Origin of the sequence: Halomonas sp. 3A7M (genome assembly GCF_014897875.1) — a bacterium.
Taxonomy (GTDB): Bacteria; Pseudomonadota; Gammaproteobacteria; order Pseudomonadales; family Halomonadaceae; genus Vreelandella.
Map to the genome: position 1 here is coordinate 142,384 of NZ_JABUZD010000162.1, position 17,047 is coordinate 159,430.

Annotated in this window: 19 protein-coding genes and 1 other RNA gene; 14 read left to right on the forward strand and 6 right to left on the reverse strand. The window is 51.6% G+C overall.

Annotated elements, in window-relative coordinates; translation table 11 throughout:
• Positions 1-32: 32 nt before the first annotated feature.
• Positions 33-1,277, reverse strand: a complete 1,245-nt coding sequence (locus INT19_RS14540; RefSeq protein ID WP_193061299.1) for a Do family serine endopeptidase — start codon at positions 1,275-1,277, stop codon at positions 33-35.
• A 138-nt stretch (positions 1,278-1,415) separates the two neighbouring features.
• Here INT19_RS14540 and INT19_RS14545 point away from each other — a divergent pair, with 138 nt between their 5' ends.
• A complete protein-coding gene (locus INT19_RS14545; RefSeq protein WP_089037707.1) occupies positions 1,416-2,177 on the forward strand; it encodes a Nif3-like dinuclear metal center hexameric protein in 762 nt (253 codons plus the stop codon).
• A gap of 62 nt (positions 2,178-2,239) precedes the next feature.
• On the opposite strand, the gene INT19_RS14550 is transcribed toward INT19_RS14545, so the two are convergent.
• Positions 2,240-2,686 carry a ZapG family protein gene (locus INT19_RS14550; protein WP_193061300.1) on the reverse strand — a complete coding sequence of 149 codons (447 nt, stop codon included), beginning with the start codon at positions 2,684-2,686 and terminating at the stop codon, positions 2,240-2,242.
• A gap of 232 nt (positions 2,687-2,918) precedes the next feature.
• Between INT19_RS14550 and zapE the strand changes: the two genes are divergently transcribed.
• The 8 genes from zapE (at position 2,919) to INT19_RS14590 (ending at position 9,318) form a co-directional block, all read left to right on the forward strand.
• A complete protein-coding gene (gene zapE / locus INT19_RS14555; protein ID WP_193061301.1) occupies positions 2,919-4,100 on the forward strand; it encodes a cell division protein ZapE in 1,182 nt (393 codons plus the stop codon).
• Between the two features lie 224 nt (positions 4,101-4,324).
• A complete protein-coding gene (rplM, locus tag INT19_RS14560; protein ID WP_009721993.1) occupies positions 4,325-4,753 on the forward strand; it encodes a 50S ribosomal protein L13 in 429 nt (142 codons plus the stop codon).
• A 13-nt stretch (positions 4,754-4,766) separates the two neighbouring features.
• Positions 4,767-5,156: a 30S ribosomal protein S9 gene (gene rpsI, locus INT19_RS14565; protein ID WP_038485457.1), complete on the forward strand. Its 390-nt coding sequence runs from the start codon at positions 4,767-4,769 to the stop codon at positions 5,154-5,156.
• A 208-nt stretch (positions 5,157-5,364) separates the two neighbouring features.
• A complete protein-coding gene (petA, locus tag INT19_RS14570) occupies positions 5,365-5,964 on the forward strand; it encodes a ubiquinol-cytochrome c reductase iron-sulfur subunit (protein WP_089037710.1) in 600 nt (199 codons plus the stop codon).
• A complete protein-coding gene (locus tag INT19_RS14575) occupies positions 5,964-7,223 on the forward strand; it encodes a cytochrome b (RefSeq protein ID WP_089037711.1) in 1,260 nt (419 codons plus the stop codon). The genes petA and INT19_RS14575 overlap by 1 nt, the downstream gene beginning before the upstream one ends.
• On the forward strand, positions 7,223-7,990 hold the full coding sequence (locus INT19_RS14580; RefSeq protein ID WP_089037712.1) for a cytochrome c1: 768 nt from the start codon (positions 7,223-7,225) through the stop codon (positions 7,988-7,990). Before INT19_RS14575 ends, INT19_RS14580 begins: the two co-directional genes overlap by 1 nt.
• Before the next feature lie 150 nt (positions 7,991-8,140).
• A complete protein-coding gene (gene sspA / locus INT19_RS14585; protein WP_089037713.1) occupies positions 8,141-8,767 on the forward strand; it encodes a stringent starvation protein SspA in 627 nt (208 codons plus the stop codon).
• Positions 8,768-8,829: 62 nt separating this feature from the next.
• Positions 8,830-9,318: a ClpXP protease specificity-enhancing factor gene (locus INT19_RS14590; protein ID WP_193061302.1), complete on the forward strand. Its 489-nt coding sequence runs from the start codon at positions 8,830-8,832 to the stop codon at positions 9,316-9,318.
• A gap of 128 nt (positions 9,319-9,446) precedes the next feature.
• Here the strand turns inward: INT19_RS14590 and INT19_RS14595 are convergent, their stop codons facing one another.
• The 4 genes from INT19_RS14595 to INT19_RS14610 form a co-directional block, all read right to left on the reverse strand.
• Positions 9,447-10,019 (reverse strand): BON domain-containing protein, encoded by a 573-nt coding sequence (locus INT19_RS14595; RefSeq protein ID WP_089037715.1) that lies wholly within the window; start codon positions 10,017-10,019, stop codon positions 9,447-9,449.
• Between the two features lie 106 nt (positions 10,020-10,125).
• Entirely contained in the window at positions 10,126-10,719 is a 594-nt protein-coding gene (locus tag INT19_RS14600) for a phosphoheptose isomerase (RefSeq protein ID WP_038485436.1), read from the reverse strand.
• Between the two features lie 22 nt (positions 10,720-10,741).
• Complete coding sequence (locus INT19_RS14605) at positions 10,742-11,131, reverse strand: YraN family protein (protein ID WP_089037716.1); 390 nt, start codon at positions 11,129-11,131, stop codon at positions 10,742-10,744.
• Positions 11,121-12,626 (reverse strand): penicillin-binding protein activator, encoded by a 1,506-nt coding sequence (locus INT19_RS14610; RefSeq protein ID WP_193061303.1) that lies wholly within the window; start codon positions 12,624-12,626, stop codon positions 11,121-11,123. Before INT19_RS14610 ends, INT19_RS14605 begins: the two co-directional genes overlap by 11 nt.
• Before the next feature lie 113 nt (positions 12,627-12,739).
• Between INT19_RS14610 and rsmI the strand changes: the two genes are divergently transcribed.
• The 5 genes from rsmI (at position 12,740) to INT19_RS14635 (ending at position 17,040) form a co-directional block, all read left to right on the forward strand.
• Positions 12,740-13,597, forward strand: a complete 858-nt coding sequence (gene rsmI, locus INT19_RS14615; RefSeq protein WP_193061304.1) for a 16S rRNA (cytidine(1402)-2'-O)-methyltransferase — start codon at positions 12,740-12,742, stop codon at positions 13,595-13,597.
• Between the two features lie 32 nt (positions 13,598-13,629).
• Positions 13,630-13,990, forward strand: an RNA gene (rnpB, locus tag INT19_RS14620) — RNase P RNA component class A.
• Positions 13,991-14,042: 52 nt separating this feature from the next.
• A complete protein-coding gene (rsmH, locus tag INT19_RS14625) occupies positions 14,043-14,999 on the forward strand; it encodes a 16S rRNA (cytosine(1402)-N(4))-methyltransferase RsmH (protein WP_089037719.1) in 957 nt (318 codons plus the stop codon).
• 2 nt (positions 15,000-15,001) lie between these two features.
• On the forward strand, positions 15,002-15,337 hold the full coding sequence (gene ftsL / locus INT19_RS14630; protein WP_089037720.1) for a cell division protein FtsL: 336 nt from the start codon (positions 15,002-15,004) through the stop codon (positions 15,335-15,337).
• A complete protein-coding gene (locus tag INT19_RS14635) occupies positions 15,334-17,040 on the forward strand; it encodes a peptidoglycan D,D-transpeptidase FtsI family protein (protein ID WP_193061305.1) in 1,707 nt (568 codons plus the stop codon). The genes ftsL and INT19_RS14635 overlap by 4 nt, the downstream gene beginning before the upstream one ends.
• Positions 17,041-17,047 lie beyond the last annotated feature (7 nt).

A 17,047-nucleotide genomic window follows, 5' to 3' on the forward strand; every position in this document is an offset into this window, starting at 1 on the left:
TCTGAACAAGCACCGATAACCATCAGAGCGACTTACGAGTCGCTCTGATGCTCTCCTGACGTAGCATTAATGGGTACCGGCCGTTCACCTACTTCCAGTGTCATGTCCATACGCTCACCGCTTCGTACGATCGTCAGCGGTAGTTTTGTGCCGGGTGGAATGGAAGCAATCGCGCTCATTGTTACCCGAGCATCCAAAATCACTTGACCGTCAATAGACAGCAGAACATCGCCGGGCTGTAAGCCTGCTTTAGCGGCAGGTCCGTCTTTCACGACGCCAGCGACGATCACGCCTTGAGGGGTTCTTAACCCAAACGATGCGGCCAGCTCGCGGGAGAGTGCTTGTGCTTCTATGCCTAGCCAGCCGCGTATGACGCGACCGCGGGTAACCAGTTCATTCAAGATGCTGTGGGCAAGGTTGGCTGGAATCGCGAAACCAATCCCTTGTGATCCCCCTGACCGTGAGAAGATAGCCGTATTAATGCCCACTAAAGCGCCGTCAGGGTTGACTAATGCGCCCCCGGAATTGCCTGGATTTATCGCGGCGTCTGTTTGAATGAAGTCCTCGTAGGCATTTAAACCTAAGTGGCTGCGCCCCGTCGCGCTAATAATGCCCATGGTAACGGTTTGCCCAACACCGAAAGGATTGCCGATAGCGAGTGCTACATCACCCACGGCTACCTGTTCTGAGTCAGCAAGCTCGATTACCGGTAAGTCATCAAGGGTAATGCGTAAAACGGCAAGGTCGCTTTCTGGGTCAGTGCCAATTACCTCGGCAAGTGTTTCCCGACCATCGCGAAGTGCTACCTGTATTTGATCGGCGCCATTAATGACATGGTGATTGGTTAGCACGTAGCCGTCATGGCTGACAATAACGCCAGAGCCCAAGCTCGATAGCATTCGCTGATGCGTGGTTGCATCGTCGCCGCTGAAGAACTGCTGGAAAAAAGGATCGGACATCAATGGATGCTGATCGCGTTCAACAATGCGTGATGAATAGATGTTGACGACGGCTGGCGCCGCTTGATTAACGGCGTTGGAGTAGCTTGCAGGCCCTTGGTTGCGGTTGAGCGGCTCTGCTTGGCGAATCTCGGGGGCAGGTCGATTAGCTGCCGGCTCTCCGCTAGTAGGCACCAGCGAAGAGGGGGGTTCGACCGTTGCGGGTGGCGTTTGCCGAAACGGGTTGGGCAAATACTCTGGGAAAGCAAGTAGCACCAAGGCGGCGAGCAATAGCCCGGTGATAATTGGCCATATATAGGGCAGCACAGAGCGGTGCATGCGAAATTTCCTCAGCGGGTGATAGTCTAAATGGTCGCGAGGTTCGCGATAACGCGAAGCGAGATTTACAATAGTTCCATCGTAACACTTTATTGAGATGTTCCTCACGATAGCCTGTTAATCGGTTAAGGAGTCAGTGTGATCCATCGCGACCAACTAGTTGCTGCTTGCGACCATCAATTGCGCTCATCGCAATTTAAAGATTTTACCGTTAACGGCCTTCAGGTGGAGGGGCGTGACACTGTAACGCGGGTGATGTCAGGGGTGACGGCATGTCAGGCGTTATTGGAGGAGGCGGTCGCTTGGCGAGCGGACATGGTGTTAGTGCACCATGGTTATTTCTGGAAAAATGAACCGGTAGCCATTACCGGCATGAAGCAGAAGCGAATTAAAACGCTGCTGGATAACGAAATGAGCTTGCTGGCTTACCACTTGCCGTTAGATGCGCATGCCGCGTTTGGCAATAATGCCGAGCTGGCCAAGCGTCTGGGGTGGAAGGTCGAGGGATGCATTGATGGTGAGCTTGGTGAAGGACTGTTATGGTCCGGCCGATTAGCTGAGCCGCTAAGCGTTGCAGAACTGGGCAGTCAATTGGCTGCAGTGCTCCATCGAGCGCCTTTAGTGGTCGAGTCGCCTTTAGTTGGCTCTGTGGAGCGGATCGCATGGTGCACTGGAGGTGCTCAAGACATGATTACGGCGGCTTACGATGCAGGGGCGCAAGTTTTCGTGTCTGGGGAAATATCAGAGCGCACGACGCACTTGGCTAGAGAGATGGGTATTCATTACATTGCTGCTGGTCACCATGCTACTGAGCGTTTTGGTGTTCAGGCGCTGGGTGAGTGGTTGGCGAGTGAGTATGATGTAGAGCATCGATTTGTCGATATCGATAATCCCGCCTAGCGCTAATTTGTGCAAAGCATCCGCATCGGTTGGCTATGCGGATGCTTTGATCTTGTTAATTATTAATAACGCGGAGGTTGCGGGGCAGGCGCATCATGTTCTTTCAAGCTGCCTTTTAGGCCAAAGTCTTCGGATAACGTACCGCTTTTGCCATCTGCATAATCACGCGGAGTGTTAACATCACCTTCGTCCTCTGTGTTAGGCGCGAGTTTGTTTGTGGAAGGTGTGATGGCCGTTTCCAGTTTCCATTCAGCAGCTTCGCTGTCTATTTGCTGTTCTAGCCGATCAGTCTCCTGGCGAATATTAATGATGTGCTGCTGGATGCCAGTGAGGTGGCTTCCCATGCCTTTCTTAAGCTCGGCTATTTGATGTTCACGCTCAAGCAAAGCCTGCTTTAGTGTGGCGTGGTCACGTTGGCTTTTGCTGAACAGGCGATAACACGCCAAGCCGATAACAAATCCAATAACGAGACCGATAATCGCAAAAGTGAATGGCGAGCTTGCTTCCACAGTATTCTCCCTAGAGATGATGCACGCCACCAAGCGCATGGCGGGGTTTGGCAAATAGTTTAACAAACAGCTTAACAAAGCGTGACCATTATAGGCGCGTATCCGTCGGTTGGGTCAATCCGCTCATGCGCTTAGTTATTATGCAGCGTATAATATTGTTTTTTTATTTGGGCAGGCTGTGTTCTTACAACGTCACAGTTCCGTTCACGATGTGTGCTGTGGGAGCGAGTTGATGTCATCATTATCTGCACGTCAAGACAGCGAGCAGGCGAGCCGATTAACGCCTTTTGCGCGGTATCAGGAAGACTTAAAGCGTGACGATTTCCAGTACGACCCTGCTCAAGAGCAGGCGGTTAAGCATCTTCAGCGCCTTTATGATGAGCTGCTAGCCAGGCCCGCTAGTGCTCCTAAAGCCGTCGTTGCTAACAAAGGGTTAAAGGCAAAAGTTGCCGGGCTGCTGGGTAAAAAGGTCAGTGCCGGCGTGCCAGTGCTGCCTGACGTTAAGGGGCTCTACTTTTGGGGAGGTGTGGGGCGTGGGAAAACGTATCTAGTCGATACTTTCTACGAGGCGCTGCCGTTCCCTGAAAAAATGCGCACCCACTTTCATCGATTTATGCAGCGTGTCCACAATGAGTTGACTCACTATAAGGGCGAAAAGAACCCATTGACGCTGATTGCTGGCAAGTTCGCTGCTGAGGCACGCGTCATCTGCTTTGATGAGTTTTTTGTCAAAGATATTACCGATGCAATGATCTTGGCAAATTTGCTTGAGGCGCTGTTTGAGCGTGGCGTGGTGTTGGTGGCGACATCAAATATAGTGCCGGACGACCTTTACAAAGATGGGTTGCAGCGCGCACGGTTTGTTCCCGCCATTGAGCTAGTGAATCGTCACTGCGAGGTCGTCAACGTCGATTCTGGTGTTGACTACCGTTTGCGTGCCCTAGAGCGGGCTGAGATTTTTCATGCACCGCTTGATAAAGCGGCCGAGCAGGAGCTAAGCAGAAGTTTCAGAGAGATAGCCGGCCATGAGGGTGAGGAGGGGGCGCCTCTTGAGATTAATCATCGCATTTTAAAGACGCGCCGACTCCACGACGATGTGGCATGGTTTGAATTTGTCGAACTCTGTGATGGGCCGCGTAGCCAGAATGATTACATTGAGCTTGCCAGAGAATTTCATACAGTTTTGGTATCTAACGTCACTCAGATGAATGCAAAAACAGACGATCAGGCTCGCCGCTTTATTAATATGGTTGACGAGTTTTATGATCGCGGGGTTAAGCTGTTGATGTCGGCAGAGGTGCCAATTGAAGCGCTGTATCGCGATGGCAAGCTGACCTTTGAATTTCAGCGGACGCTGTCGCGTCTGCAGGAAATGCAGTCTAAAGAGTATTTAGCGCTACCTCATAAGCCTTAGTATCGGGTGCGCCGATAAATACGCTGCAAGCAAGAATAATATCAATAAGAGCGATATCAATAAAAAAGAGTGGCGGTACTTAACTTACGGTGATGCTTGCTGTAGAATGCCGCCTCGCTGCATGTTGCTGGTTTTTTCTGGCAACCAAAAAAAATAGGGATGGTGCTTCATCGCTTACGTAGCGGTGTAAGCTACCCAACACACTTAATCTGGTGATTTTATCCATGAAGACGTTCAGTGCTAAGCCGCAGTCCGTCCAGCGCGACTGGTACGTAGTCGACGCTACGGACAAAACGCTCGGTCGTCTGGCAACCGAGATTGCTCGCCGCCTGCGTGGCAAGCATAAGCCCGAATTTACTCCTCACGTTGATACTGGCGATTACATTGTTGTTATCAACGCTGAAAAAGTCCATGTAACCGGCAACAAGGCGAAGGCTAAAACCTACTACCGCCATACTGGTTACCCGGGCGGTCTGCGCTCTATGACATTCGACAAAATGCTTGATCATGCCCCTGAGCGCATTATTGAGTCTGCCGTTAAAGGTATGTTGCCGAAAGGTCCTTTGGGTCGCGCCATGTACTCAAAATTAAAAGTGTACGCCGGTGCCGAGCATCCGCATGCTGCCCAACAGCCGCTTGAACTGAACATCTGAGGAAATCTTCGCCATGACACAGCAGTATTACGGTACCGGGCGCCGCAAGACTTCCACCGCTCGCGTGTTTATGAAGCCGGGCTCTGGCAAAATTACTGTCAACGATAAAGATCTTGACCTGTATTTTGGTCGCGTAACTGGTCGTATGGTTGTTCGTCAGCCGCTTGAGTTGACTGAAACGCTGAATCAGTTTGACATATTCGTCACTGTTGCTGGCGGCGGCGGCTCCTCTCAAGCAGGTGCCATTCGTCACGGTATCACTCGCGCCCTGATGAACTACAATGAAGATCTGCGTCCAACGTTGCGCGCCGCTGGTTATGTAACCCGCGATGCCCGTCAAGTTGAGCGTAAGAAAGTCGGTCTGCGTAAAGCACGTCGTCGTCCGCAGTTCTCTAAGCGTTAATTTTACGCTATGCGGCAAAAGCGCCCAGGTCAAAGACCTGGGCGCTTTTTATTGGAATATCAAAAAATTATAACGCTTATACCACCATGGTCACGGGCGGTTGTTCTTGTGCAGAGCGCTTTGTTTTTTTAACATAGAGCGTATTTGATATTCGTCGTCGCAAGACGCCTTTGCGGCGGAACGGGTAAGCTGATGGGAGAAACCAGAAATGGCAGATAACGGCGTAAACAAAGGTCGGCGCCGTTTCCTTGTAGGCGCCACCTCCGTTGTGGGGGCGGTGGGCGCTGTCGGGGTTGCGGTCCCCTTTGTGGCTTCTTGGCAGCCTAGTGCCAGGGCAAGAGCGGCAGGTGCGCCTGTTCAAGCTGATATATCGAAGCTTGAGCCTGGGCAGCGTATGACCGTTGAGTGGCGCGGTCGGCCGATTTGGATTATTAATCGTACGCCTGAAATGATCGAGCGAACTGAGGCGTTAGGGAGCGACAGTTTAGCGGATCCTGATTCGGAAGTGCCGCAGCAGCCAGCGTATATCCAGGGTGGTTTGCGCTCTATCAAGCCGGAAATAGGCGTGTTGATTGGTATTTGCACGCACTTGGGTTGTTCGCCTCTGTTCCGACCTGAACCGAATGCCGAGGGGGTGGGTGTGGAGAATTGGCCGGGTGGTTTCTTCTGTCCATGTCATGGCTCTCGCTTTGACTTGGCCGGTCGCGTATTCAATAACGTACCTGCGCCGATCAACCTTGAGGTTCCACCCTACCGCTTTGAGAGTGATGACATTATTGTCGTTGGCGAAGATGAGGAGGCTGCCTGATGGGTAATCCGAATAAAGCCAAGGCGGAAAAGGGCCTCATGCGTTGGGTAGATGATCGCTTCCCTGCTACTCAGATGTGGCAAGAGCATCTTTCCAAATATTACGCGCCTAAAAACTTTAACTTTTGGTATTTCTTTGGCTCATTAGCGCTGCTGGCGTTGGTTAACCAAATCTTGACCGGGGTTTGGTTAACCATGAGCTTTAACCCCTCTGCTGAAGGTGCATTCGATTCTGTCGAATATATTATGCGTGATGTGGAGTGGGGGTGGCTGATTCGCTATATGCACACCACCGGCGCTTCGGCCTTCTTTCTTGTCGTCTATCTGCATATGTTCCGTGGCCTCTTGTATGGTTCCTACAAAGCGCCTCGCGAATTAGTGTGGGTGTTTGGTATGACGATTTATCTGGTGCTAATGGCAGAAGCCTTTATGGGCTATTTGTTGCCATGGGGTCAGATGTCTTACTGGGGTGCTCAGGTTATTATTTCGTTGTTCTCAGCGATTCCTGGCATTGGCCCTGATCTGGCGCAGTGGGTGCGTGGTGACTTCCTGATTTCAGGCATTACCCTCAACCGTTTCTTTGCACTGCATGTGGTTGCTCTGCCAATCGTTATTTTAGCGCTCGTCGTGCTGCATATTATTGCGCTACACGAAGTGGGTTCAAATAACCCTGACGGTATTGATATTAAGCAGAAGAAAGATGAGGCGGGCGTGCCGTTGGATGGGATTCCCTTCCATCCTTACTACACGGTAAAAGACTTGGTGGGTATTGCGGTCTTCCTGTTTGTTTTCTGTGTAGTGGTGTTCTACTTCCCAGAAGGCGGCGGCTACTTTATTGAAAAGCCAAACTTTGATCAAGCTAACCCGCTACAAACGCCTGATCACATCGCGCCCGTTTGGTATATGACGCCTTTCTATGCCATTCTTCGCGCAATCACTTTCTCAGTGTTCGGCTTAGACGCTAAGTTCCTCGGTGTTATCTTTATGGGGGCTGCGATTGCAATATTGTTCGTTCTGCCCTGGCTGGATCGTAGTCCGGTGCGCTCAATGCGCTATAAAGGCTGGATGTCGAAAACCATGCTGACGCTGTTTGCTATCAGCTTTGTCATCCTTGGTGTTTTGGGTGTGTTGCCATCGACAGAGGGCAGGACGCTGCTAGCCCAGGCGTGCACCGTGATTTATTTCGCCTTCTTTGTCTTGATGCCGTTCTACACCAAGCTGGAGAAGACTAAACCCGTTCCGGAAAGGGTGACTGGCTAATGAAAAAGTATCTTTTGGGACTCCTTTTCGCGTTAGTGCCAGTAACTGCGATGGCTGCCGGTGGTGCGAGTGTCCCGCACTCGATGGAGCCTGATCTGCATGATCAAGCCTCGCTGCAAAATGGCATGAAGCTCTATGTTAACTACTGCATGGGCTGCCACTCACTTCAGTATCAGCGCTTTGCTCGTGCGGCTGACGATTTGGGGATGCCGCAGGATTTGGTTGAAGAAAATCTGATTTTCTCGTCGGATTTGGGCTACAACGACCAAATGCATAATGCCATGAACAGTGGTGATGCGGAGGGTTGGTTTGGTGCGCCGCCTCCGGATCTATCGCTCAAGACGCGTGTGCGTGGAACGGATTGGATCTACTCTTATCTGCTTAGCTTCTACAAAGATCCGAGCCGCCCCACTGGTGTTAACAACACGGTATTTGACCTGGTAGCGATGCCTAACGTGTTGGAGCCTCTGCAAGGCGTACAAGAGCTGGTGTGTTCGGAAACGGATCATCCGGTGGCGGGGCAGTCACCCGATCCTTTGTCGGGTAAGTACCAGTCTTGTGATGTGCTGCAAGTGACTCAGCCAGGTTCCATGGAGCCTGCTGAGTTTGAGGAAGCAGTGTATGATCTTACTAACTTCCTAGCTTATGTGGGTGAGCCCTCCAAGCTTCAAGCTCAGGCGTTAGCACCTAAAGTGCTGATCTTCATTTTCATTTTTGGTGTGATTGCCTACTTGCTTAAGCGTGAGTACTGGCGAGATGTTCACTAATTATTAAGTGATGAGCGGCATGTCGGGCGCACGGCGGAAGCCGTGCGCCCTTTGTTTATCTAGTCAGTCGTAATGCAAAGCGGGTTACCATCCCATAAGCTAGCGCTGGCGTGTTATTATCAAAGATTGTTTTGATGCGAGGATGCTTTCATGGGTGTTGTGGCCAAGCGGTCGTCGATGATCTTTTACTCTGGTAATGATGATCATTTTAGTCATCGTGTGCGCATTGTTCTGGCTGAAAAGGGGGTGGCGGTTGATATCGTTGATGTCAGCGATGAGCGTCCACCTGAAGAGTTAGCAGACCTCAACCCGTACAACAGCGTGCCTACGCTGCTAGATCGTGACTTAGTGCTCTATGAGTCTAAGGTCATGATGGAGTATCTGGATGAGCGTTTCCCTCATCCTCCTCTGCTGCCCGTTTATCCGGTGGCGCGGGCGCAAAGTCGTTTGTGGATGCATCGTATTGAGCGCGAGTGGTGCCCAATGCTGGAGCAGATACGCACAGGCGGTAAAAAAGAAGCGGAAAAAGCGCGTAAAGAACTGCGCGAAAGCCTCATTGGGATTTCGCCTATCTTTGAAGATATGCCTTACTTTATGAGTGAGGAGTTTACGCTTGTAGACTGCTGTTTAGCGCCGATTTTATGGCGTTTGCCTGAGCTGAATATTGAGTTGCCTGAGAAGCAGGTAAAGCCTCTGTTGGGCTATATGTCGCGAGTATTCGAACGTGAAGCGTTTAAAGCATCTTTAAACGAGCGTGAAAAAGAGATGCGCGCTTGAATTCATACTGCCTCTTCTCCTTAATCAGGTAAGGGGCATATTTGTCAGGAGGAGGGAGTCTTATGAAATCGAGCCGTCCCTATCTCGCCCGAGCTCTCTATGAGTGGTTGTTGGATAATGAGTTGACGCCTTATGTGGTGGTTGATGCTACTCAGCCTGGCGTGGAAGTACCGCGCCAGTTTGTTCAAAATGGACAAATTGTGTTGAATGTAGCGCCGACCGCTGTGCGTGACCTGTTTATGGAAAATCAGGCCATGGGGTTTAACGCTCGCTTTGGTGGCCAGCCTATGCAGGTAATGATTCCTACGCCTGCGCTTATCGCGATCTACGCTCGTGAAAATGGTGCTGGTATGGTGTTTGGGCATGAGCCAGAGCTGGATGCGGCAGAGTTTGATGATGCCGAACTGGATGGCGATTTTTCAGACACTTTTGACGAATCGTCCAAGCCTGAGTTAACGGTAACAGAGCCTGTTCCTGAAAAAGAGGGTGACGTTTCTGCACTGCCGTCTAAGAAGGCTAAGAAAAAACCAACGCTACGCGTGGTTAAGTAGCGTGGTTTTTAGCTAAGTTGTTAACTTGTGCTTTTGAGCGTCGGTTTTTCTTAGCAAGCAGTTGATGAATAAAAAACCTCGTCTCGGTGAAAAGCCGAGGACGAGGTTTTTTTATGGCGGTGTGTTAATCAATCCATATAGTCAAAGACTTTAACGATTCGCTGAATGCCGCCAACCGCTGATACCGCGTTAGCAATTCGGTTGCCTTCATCTCGAGTTACCATGCCCATCAGATACACCGTCGCGTTTTCTGTGGTGATTTTTAGCTTTGATGAGTCGATGCGGTCATTAGTGGCGAGTTGGCTCATGACATTGGTGGTTAGCCAGGTATCGTTTAGGCGTTGGCTAGCGGGTAGGTTTGCAGCAATACTGAGTTCGTTATGTACTTGGTCTACGCCGCGTAGAGAGCTGGCGACTTCACCTGCTTTATTACGCAGTTCCTCGCTAGGCACTTGCCCTACCAGAAGTAATGAGCCGTTATAGCTATGTGCTCTAATGCGTGCATCTCTCAAGCGGGCGTCTGAGCGCTCCAGCGCACGTGGCGCTTCACGTTCAATGGTTGTGTCAATGGCTTCGACATCACTGCTGCGCTGACCATAGTTGGAAGGGTTAGATGCCGCGTTATTAGCACATCCAGTTAGTAAAATAACGCTTAGTGTCGCAACGGCAATCAGTTTGTATAAAGAATAGCGTAGGGCCATGGCGATGACTCCTTTCAAAATGTAAAGTCAGTAGGTATTAATCTACCCGTTTGATTGTGTCTGTGCAGTTTAATCTGCTCAGTTTAATTTGTTTGGTGCTGACTATTTAGTCGACTCCGCCAAAGAGCTGCTCGTCAATTAAATCACATAAGCAGTGGATGACGAGTAGGTGAACCTCTTGAATGCGTGCAGTGGATGTTGCTGGAACGCGAATCTCACAGTCATCCTGGCCTAGTAATGACGCCATATCGCCGCCATCTCTGCCCGTTAGCGCGACTACCGTCATGTCGCGGTCATGGGCCGCTTGGATAGCTTGAACGATATTAGCTGAGTTGCCGCTGGTGGAAATGGCTAATAAGACATCACCGGGCTGGCCTAGCGCCCTGATCTGCTTGGAAAACACTTCATTATAACTGTAGTCGTTGGCGATCGAGGTCAGCGTTGAAGTGTCGGTTGTCAGTGCTAGTGCGGGTAGGCTGGGGCGCTCACGTTCAAAACGATTCAATAGCTCGGACGAAAAGTGCTGGCTATCGCCTGCGCTGCCGCCATTGCCGCAGGCGAGAACTTTACCTTCGTTAACTAAGCACTGAACCATCATTTGGCTGGCGACTTCGATGAAAGGCGGCAGCACTTCGCTGGCATATGTCTTCGTATCTATGCTGGCGTTAAAGTGATTAAGTATGCGTGATTGAAAGTCCATTAGGGCATCCTAGGTAAAAGTATCAGTAAGCATCAAAAGCCGCTTTTTCCCACTGGAATTCAAGCGCGGGAGGCGTGCCTGTGATCGCTAGGATATCAAAGCGACACGGACTTGAAACAGCATGCCGAGCGATATAGAGCTTGGCTGCTCGTATTAAGCGGTGGCGCTTCTGTGCAGTGACGGTCTCTAAGGGGTGGCCGTAACGAGTAGTGGTGCGATGTTTGACCTCGATAAAGACCAGGATGTCCTGGTCTTTCATCACAAGATCAAGCTCACCGCCTTTAACGTGATGATTGCTAGTGACAAGCGTTAAGCCATGTTGCTGCAGCCATTGAGCGGCTAGTTGCTCAATGGCTGCGCCCCGTGTCCGCGCTGTTTGCGGAGTATTGGGATTCTGATAACTATTGGTCATCGTTCAGTAGGCCAGGAATCAAAATGGGCGAAGGCACGCCATTTTGGAATTTCGCCCACGGTAGTTCTCGAGAAACCCTGCCATCACCTGATAGGCGAAGCGTACCAGTGCTTCCATTCATGCCGTCAAGGGCTGATAAGTCTGATAGGCGGATGCCAAGTTCGTAAGCATCCACGCCCATTGCCATTAGGCGAAACATTGAAGGGTCTGACTCGTTGCGAAGCTCTGCGTACGTCGAATAAAAGGGCAGCGCCTCTTCCCCGCCAACCGCTGCGTCAGGGATTTGCCAGGGAATATCGATAAACATTACATCATTTAGGTCTTGATCTAAGCGTGTCTGTAGGCGCCCTTCATGGAGGTGGGAGGTGGCATAAATAGGCAGGTTGGGGGCGTAGTAGTAGTCCATGGTGGGCGGCACTTGGCGTGCGTATTCGGGAAGTGCCAGTAAGAATAGTGCATCAATGTTCCCCAGGCGGGCACGATCGCCGCTGACATTTAGGGCTGTTTTGACGGCGTTAGCTACGGCGCTGCTAGGGTTATAGCGGACGGCATTGGTGATTTCACCGCCTTGGCTTTGCCACTCATTCCAGAAAGCTTCACCGACGCGCCGTCCCCAGGCATTGTCGGGCACCATGATAGACATTTGACGATGGCCGTCCTGAAAGGCGCGGCGAGCTGCTTGGCGGGCTTCATCTTCAGCAGATAAACCATACTGAAGCAGTTGAGATGCTTGATTGCTTGCGCTGTTGCCATAGTTCAGAGCCAGCGTCGGTAGTGGTACACTATCGCGCTGCTCAAGTTGGGTGACTTGGCCTTTGTCAATTGGACCAATCAAAAGTTGAGCGTTCATTTGCTGTGCACGTTGGTAAATTTCATCTAATGAATATTGAGACGCATTGATGAAATTAAGCTGTACATTATCTCCGCGCAAATCGTGGTGACGGCGCATGGCAGAAGCGATAGCGTTAGCCACACTGCTTAGTGGGCCAGATTCTGGTAATGCCACTGCTATGCGGCGTATTTCGACACCCTCTAATTCAGGTATGGATACTTTCGTATATTCAGTTTGATCCAAGGCTTGACGTGCCCACTGCTGCCGTTCTGCAAGGGTTTCTTGCTGGTTTGCTTGCATAGGCAGTTCGTCGTCAAGCACCTGGGTCGCGCGGAGGACTGCGCGGGGATCGTCCATGCCGCGAGCAAGTTCAGAGAAAAGCATTGCCCAGCGCACCCGATCCGATTCTGAAAGCATGTTTTCATCAACCGCATCGGCTGCGTCAAAAGCATTTTCGCGTTGTCCTTGTCTGGCGAGGATATTAGCCGCTTCCAGTCGCGTCTTGGCAGCTTGTTCAGGCGCTTGCTGCTCTGCTTGACTAAGTAATCGGCTAGCATCCTGATCAGGGGCGCGGTCAACCACGCTTGGGGATTGCATAGCGCACCCTGTAATCAGAAGCGCCATGAAGGCAGTGGCTAGTAATCCACGTATTGACTGTTTCATGTATCCTTCCTTAGTTTCCATTTGCGCTGCCGTCGCTCGATGAGCGGATAAATTTATCATTGCACAAGCATGGCGCACCGTCAGTGCAGGCTATTAACAAATCGGGAGTCACGATGACACACCAGCATCCGGGTATATTGTACGTGGTTGCAACACCAATTGGGAATTTGGAAGACTTATCGCCACGCGCTGCTCGGGTATTAGCGGAGGTATCACGTATTGCTGCGGAGGATACACGCCACAGCGGTCGCTTGTTAGCGCATTTGGGCATTAATAAGCCGATGCTCTCACTGCATGAGCATAATGAAGCACGGCGTGTCGATACGCTGGATAGTTACTTAATGGCGGGGGAAAATGTTGCCCTAATTAGTGATGCGGGAACGCCGCTTATATGTGACCCGGGGTTCGTATTGGTAAGAGAGTTGCGATTGCGGGGTAGGCAGGTGGTGCCGCTTCCTGGGCCTTGTGCGCTAGTCAGTGCGCTTTCAGCGGCCGGATTGCCGACTGATAGGTTTACATTTGGTGGGTTTTTGCCGTCTAAGCCGAGTGCGCGACGGCAAGCGCTTGAAAAATGGCAGTCTCGAGAAGAAACGTTGGTTTTTTACGAGTCACCTCACCGTATTGAGCACACGCTCGAATCGTTATGTGAGCAAATGCCTGAGCGAGCGGTTGTTCTGGCGCGAGAATTGACCAAAACGTATGAGACTTTTTTGCAGGGTTCGCCTTCCTCATTGCTTGATCAGCTTAAGCAAGACCCTAACCAAGGTCGTGGAGAATTTGTCGTAATGATCGCTGGGGCGGCGCCCGTTGTTCAAAGCGATGAGCAATCTATTACTGCTGATGAGCTGCTTAAAGCAATGCTAGCAGAGGGTGTTGGCGTCAAGCAGGGGGCAGCCGTTGCTGCAAAAATGCTAGGCGGCCGAAAGCAGGAATGGTACGCAAGATTGCAAGCATTGAAAGGTGGGCATTGAGGCGACGGCGGGGCGCTGGTATGCTTGCCGCCGGAGTTGGCCAGACAGTCGCCGCTAATACACTTGTAAAAGTGTGTTGGGGGAGGAAAGTCCGGGCTCCATAGGGCAGAGTGCCAGGTAACGCCTGGGCGGCGTAAGCCGACGGAAAGTGCAGCAGAGAGTAGACCGCCTAAGCCTTTCGAGGCTGGTAAGGGTGAAAGGGTGCGGTAAGAGCGCACCGCGCGCCTGGCAACAGTGCGTGGCATGGTAAACCCCACTCGGAGCAAGACCAAATAGGGATCCAATGGCGTGGCCCGCGCTGGATCCGGGTAGGTTGCTTGAGCGCTGTGGTGACGCAGCGCCTAGAGGAATGACTGTCCACGACAGAACCCGGCTTATCGGCCGACTCCCCATTTCCATAAAAGGTGCGCCGTTCGCATCTTTCTTAACACTGTGTGAGATTAACATGCCTTCTCCTGACGCTGACCAGGTTACTTCCCATTTTCGCCACACCAGCGTCTTACTAGAAGGGGCGGTAGATACACTTGTTCATAATCCCGATGGTATTTATTTAGACGGCACGTTTGGGCGAGGCGGGCACTCCCGCGTTATTCTTTCGCGCTTGAGCGAACAAGGTCGTTTAATGGCCATGGATCGTGACCCTCAAGCAATAGCAGCCGCTAAAGATATCGATGATCCTCGTTTCGACATAACGCAGCGAGAGTTCGCTCGGTTAGTTGAATATGCACAAGAGCAAGGGGTTTACGGAAAGCTTTCAGGGGTATTGCTAGATATTGGTGTTTCTTCCCCGCAGTTAGATGATCCAGAGCGTGGCTTTAGCTTTATGCGCAACGGTCCTCTTGATATGCGTATGGATCCTACCCAAGGAGAGAGTGCAGCCGCGTTTTTAGCCCGGGCTAGCGAAAGTGATATTGCCAATGTGTTTAAAACCTATGGTGAAGAGCGTTACGCAAAGCGCTTGGCGCGTGCTGTTGTTACGCGACGTGTGGAAAAGCCTTTTACGCACACTGTTGACTTGGCCGAGGTATTGAAAGAGGCTCACCCTGCTTGGGAAAAGGGCCGTCACCCAGCGACCAAAGCGTTTCAGGGGCTGCGTATTTATTTAAATGGTGAGCTCGATCAACTGGATGCAGCGCTTGAGGGGGCATTGGAAGTGTTGGCTCCTGGGGGGCATCTGGTTGTGATTAGCTTCCACTCGCTTGAAGATCGTCGTGTAAAACGCTTCATTCGTCATCATGTGCGGGGTGATACGCACTTGCCACGGGGCGTGCCGATTCGCGATGATCAGCTAAATCGCCGTCTTGAAGCCTTGGGTAAAGGAATACGCCCAAGTGACGAAGAGGTAGACGCTAACCCCCGGGCGCGCAGTGCCGTCATGCGAGCCGCCCGTAAACGAGTGTGATCATGAGCATGGATCGGATAGAGCGTTGGGCGTCAACGCTGCGCACCGAATGGCCTTTCAAGCTACGTTTTCGAGCTTGGCCGGTTATCCTTGTTGCGCTGTTCTTAGCGTGTGTCGTTACCGGTGGTTTAGTGGTTGCCACCACGCATATGACGCGAGTGCAGTATGCGCAGCTACAGCAGTTAGAGCAGGAAAAAAATCAGCTGCAAACCGAGTGGGGACAGCTGCTATTGGAAGAGGGGGCGTGGTCTACTCCGGCCCGTGTAGAGCAAATTGCTACGGAACGGCTTGAAATGCGCATTCCCGATGTGAATGATGTCGAGGTGATTCGACCATGAAGCGCGAAAGTCGGGGAGGGATATCCCGTCAAATGCCTATTGCGCCGCCGTTAGCTGGCGGACGCTTTTTATTTATTCTCATTGTTGTGATGGTGGCGTCGGCCATTTTAGTCGGCAGGATTACGCTGCTTCAGGTAATTGATCGCCCGTTTTTACAGAGCCAGGGTGATGCCCGTACGCTGCGCCATGAGGCAATACCCGCACACCGCGGTATGATCACTGATCGTAATGGTGAACCTCTGGCTGTTTCTACGCCTGTTGTGACACTTTGGGCGAATCCTCAAGAGCTACCTACCGATGCCATTCAGCGAGTAATGCTGGCGCAAGCTTTAGGCATGTCGCTCGATGACTTTGAATCTCGTGTCTCTCGATATAGCAGTCGAGAGTTTATGTACCTTCGTCGTCAAATGACGCCAGATGCGGCCCAACGTATATTGGATTTACGTACGCCTGGTGTTTATCAGCAGCGTGAATACAAACGTTATTATCCCGCCGGTGAAGTGGCGGCGCAGTTGCTGGGTGTTACCAATGTGGATGATGTGGGTCAAGAGGGACTGGAGCTCTCTTATCAGCCCTATTTGGCGGGGCATCCTGGACAACGCCGAGTCTTAAAGGATCGACGCGGTCGGTTAGTTCGTGAGCTGGGTGTTATTCGTGAAGCGCAACCTGGTGGTGAGTTAACGCTGTCGATTGATCAGCGTATTCAATATATGGCCTACCGTGAATTGCGTGCTGCTGTCGCTGAGCATGAGGCAGACGGTGGGGCGTTGGTAATGCTCGATGCGCGCACAGGGGAAGTGTTAGCAATGGCTAACTTGCCTTCTTACAACCCGAATAACCGCGCTGGGTTAGATCCGCGAGGTTTACGCAACCAGGCACTGGTTGATGTGTTTGAACCTGGGTCTGTTATGAAGCCTTTGGCGATGGCTGCAATACTGGAAAGTGGTGTTGTAGATCGCGATGCTGTCGTTGATACCTCGCCAGGCTGGATGCGCCTGGATCAGTTCACTATCCGAGACTTCCGTAATTATGGCGATTTAGATTTAGCGGGGATTCTACAAAAATCTTCAAACGTTGGTATGTCTCGTTTAGCGCTGCAGCTAAGTGATACGGCCATTTGGGAAAAATACAATCAGCTAGGCCTTGGGCAAGCACCAGGAACCGGCTTTCCTGGTGAGGCGACAGGCAGTTTGCCAGCGCCGGTTCGCTGGTCTCGAAGTGAACGAGCAACGCTCTCCTATGGTTACGGTCTCTCTGTTTCAGCCGTTCAATTGGCCAGTGCTTACACAGCGCTCGCCAATGATGGCGTGCGTTTACCGCCCTCGCTGTTGAGGCTTTCTGAGCCTCCCCAGGGGAGTCCTGCTATATCGCCCACAGTGGCTAATGATTTGCTGAATATTTTAGAAACGTCGGTCGCCGCCTATACCGGTGGGCGCCGAGCGCAGGTTGAAGGCTATCGTGTGGGGGGGAAAACAGGCACGGTGCGTAAAATAGGGCAGCAAGGTTATACCACCGATGCTTACCGCAGTGTTTTTGCGGGGATTGCGCCTATTTCCGACCCGCGTATTGTTACCGTCGTTATGATTGACCACCCCCGCGCTGGCCAATTTTATGGTGGCGCAGTGGCTGCTCCGGTGTTCTCTAGCGTGACAGGTAATGCCCTACGTTTGCTGGACGTGCCACCCGATCATGAGGTCGAGTAGCAAAGGA

Coding starts and splice junctions, on each gene's coding strand:
- INT19_RS14540 (WP_193061299.1), bottom strand. CDS start 1,277: ATGCACCGCTCTGTGCTGCCCTATATATGGCCAATTATCACCGGGCTA.
- zapE (WP_193061301.1), top strand. CDS start 2,919: ATGTCATCATTATCTGCACGTCAAGACAGCGAGCAGGCGAGCCGATTA.
- rplM (WP_009721993.1), top strand. CDS start 4,325: ATGAAGACGTTCAGTGCTAAGCCGCAGTCCGTCCAGCGCGACTGGTAC.
- rpsI (WP_038485457.1), top strand. CDS start 4,767: ATGACACAGCAGTATTACGGTACCGGGCGCCGCAAGACTTCCACCGCT.
- petA (WP_089037710.1), top strand. CDS start 5,365: ATGGCAGATAACGGCGTAAACAAAGGTCGGCGCCGTTTCCTTGTAGGC.
- INT19_RS14575 (WP_089037711.1), top strand. CDS start 5,964: ATGGGTAATCCGAATAAAGCCAAGGCGGAAAAGGGCCTCATGCGTTGG.
- INT19_RS14580 (WP_089037712.1), top strand. CDS start 7,223: ATGAAAAAGTATCTTTTGGGACTCCTTTTCGCGTTAGTGCCAGTAACT.
- sspA (WP_089037713.1), top strand. CDS start 8,141: ATGGGTGTTGTGGCCAAGCGGTCGTCGATGATCTTTTACTCTGGTAAT.
- INT19_RS14590 (WP_193061302.1), top strand. CDS start 8,830: ATGAAATCGAGCCGTCCCTATCTCGCCCGAGCTCTCTATGAGTGGTTG.
- INT19_RS14595 (WP_089037715.1), bottom strand. CDS start 10,019: ATGGCCCTACGCTATTCTTTATACAAACTGATTGCCGTTGCGACACTA.
- INT19_RS14600 (WP_038485436.1), bottom strand. CDS start 10,719: ATGGACTTTCAATCACGCATACTTAATCACTTTAACGCCAGCATAGAT.
- INT19_RS14605 (WP_089037716.1), bottom strand. CDS start 11,131: ATGACCAATAGTTATCAGAATCCCAATACTCCGCAAACAGCGCGGACA.
- INT19_RS14610 (WP_193061303.1), bottom strand. CDS start 12,626: ATGAAACAGTCAATACGTGGATTACTAGCCACTGCCTTCATGGCGCTT.
- rsmI (WP_193061304.1), top strand. CDS start 12,740: ATGACACACCAGCATCCGGGTATATTGTACGTGGTTGCAACACCAATT.
- rsmH (WP_089037719.1), top strand. CDS start 14,043: ATGCCTTCTCCTGACGCTGACCAGGTTACTTCCCATTTTCGCCACACC.
- ftsL (WP_089037720.1), top strand. CDS start 15,002: ATGAGCATGGATCGGATAGAGCGTTGGGCGTCAACGCTGCGCACCGAA.
- INT19_RS14635 (WP_193061305.1), top strand. CDS start 15,334: ATGAAGCGCGAAAGTCGGGGAGGGATATCCCGTCAAATGCCTATTGCG.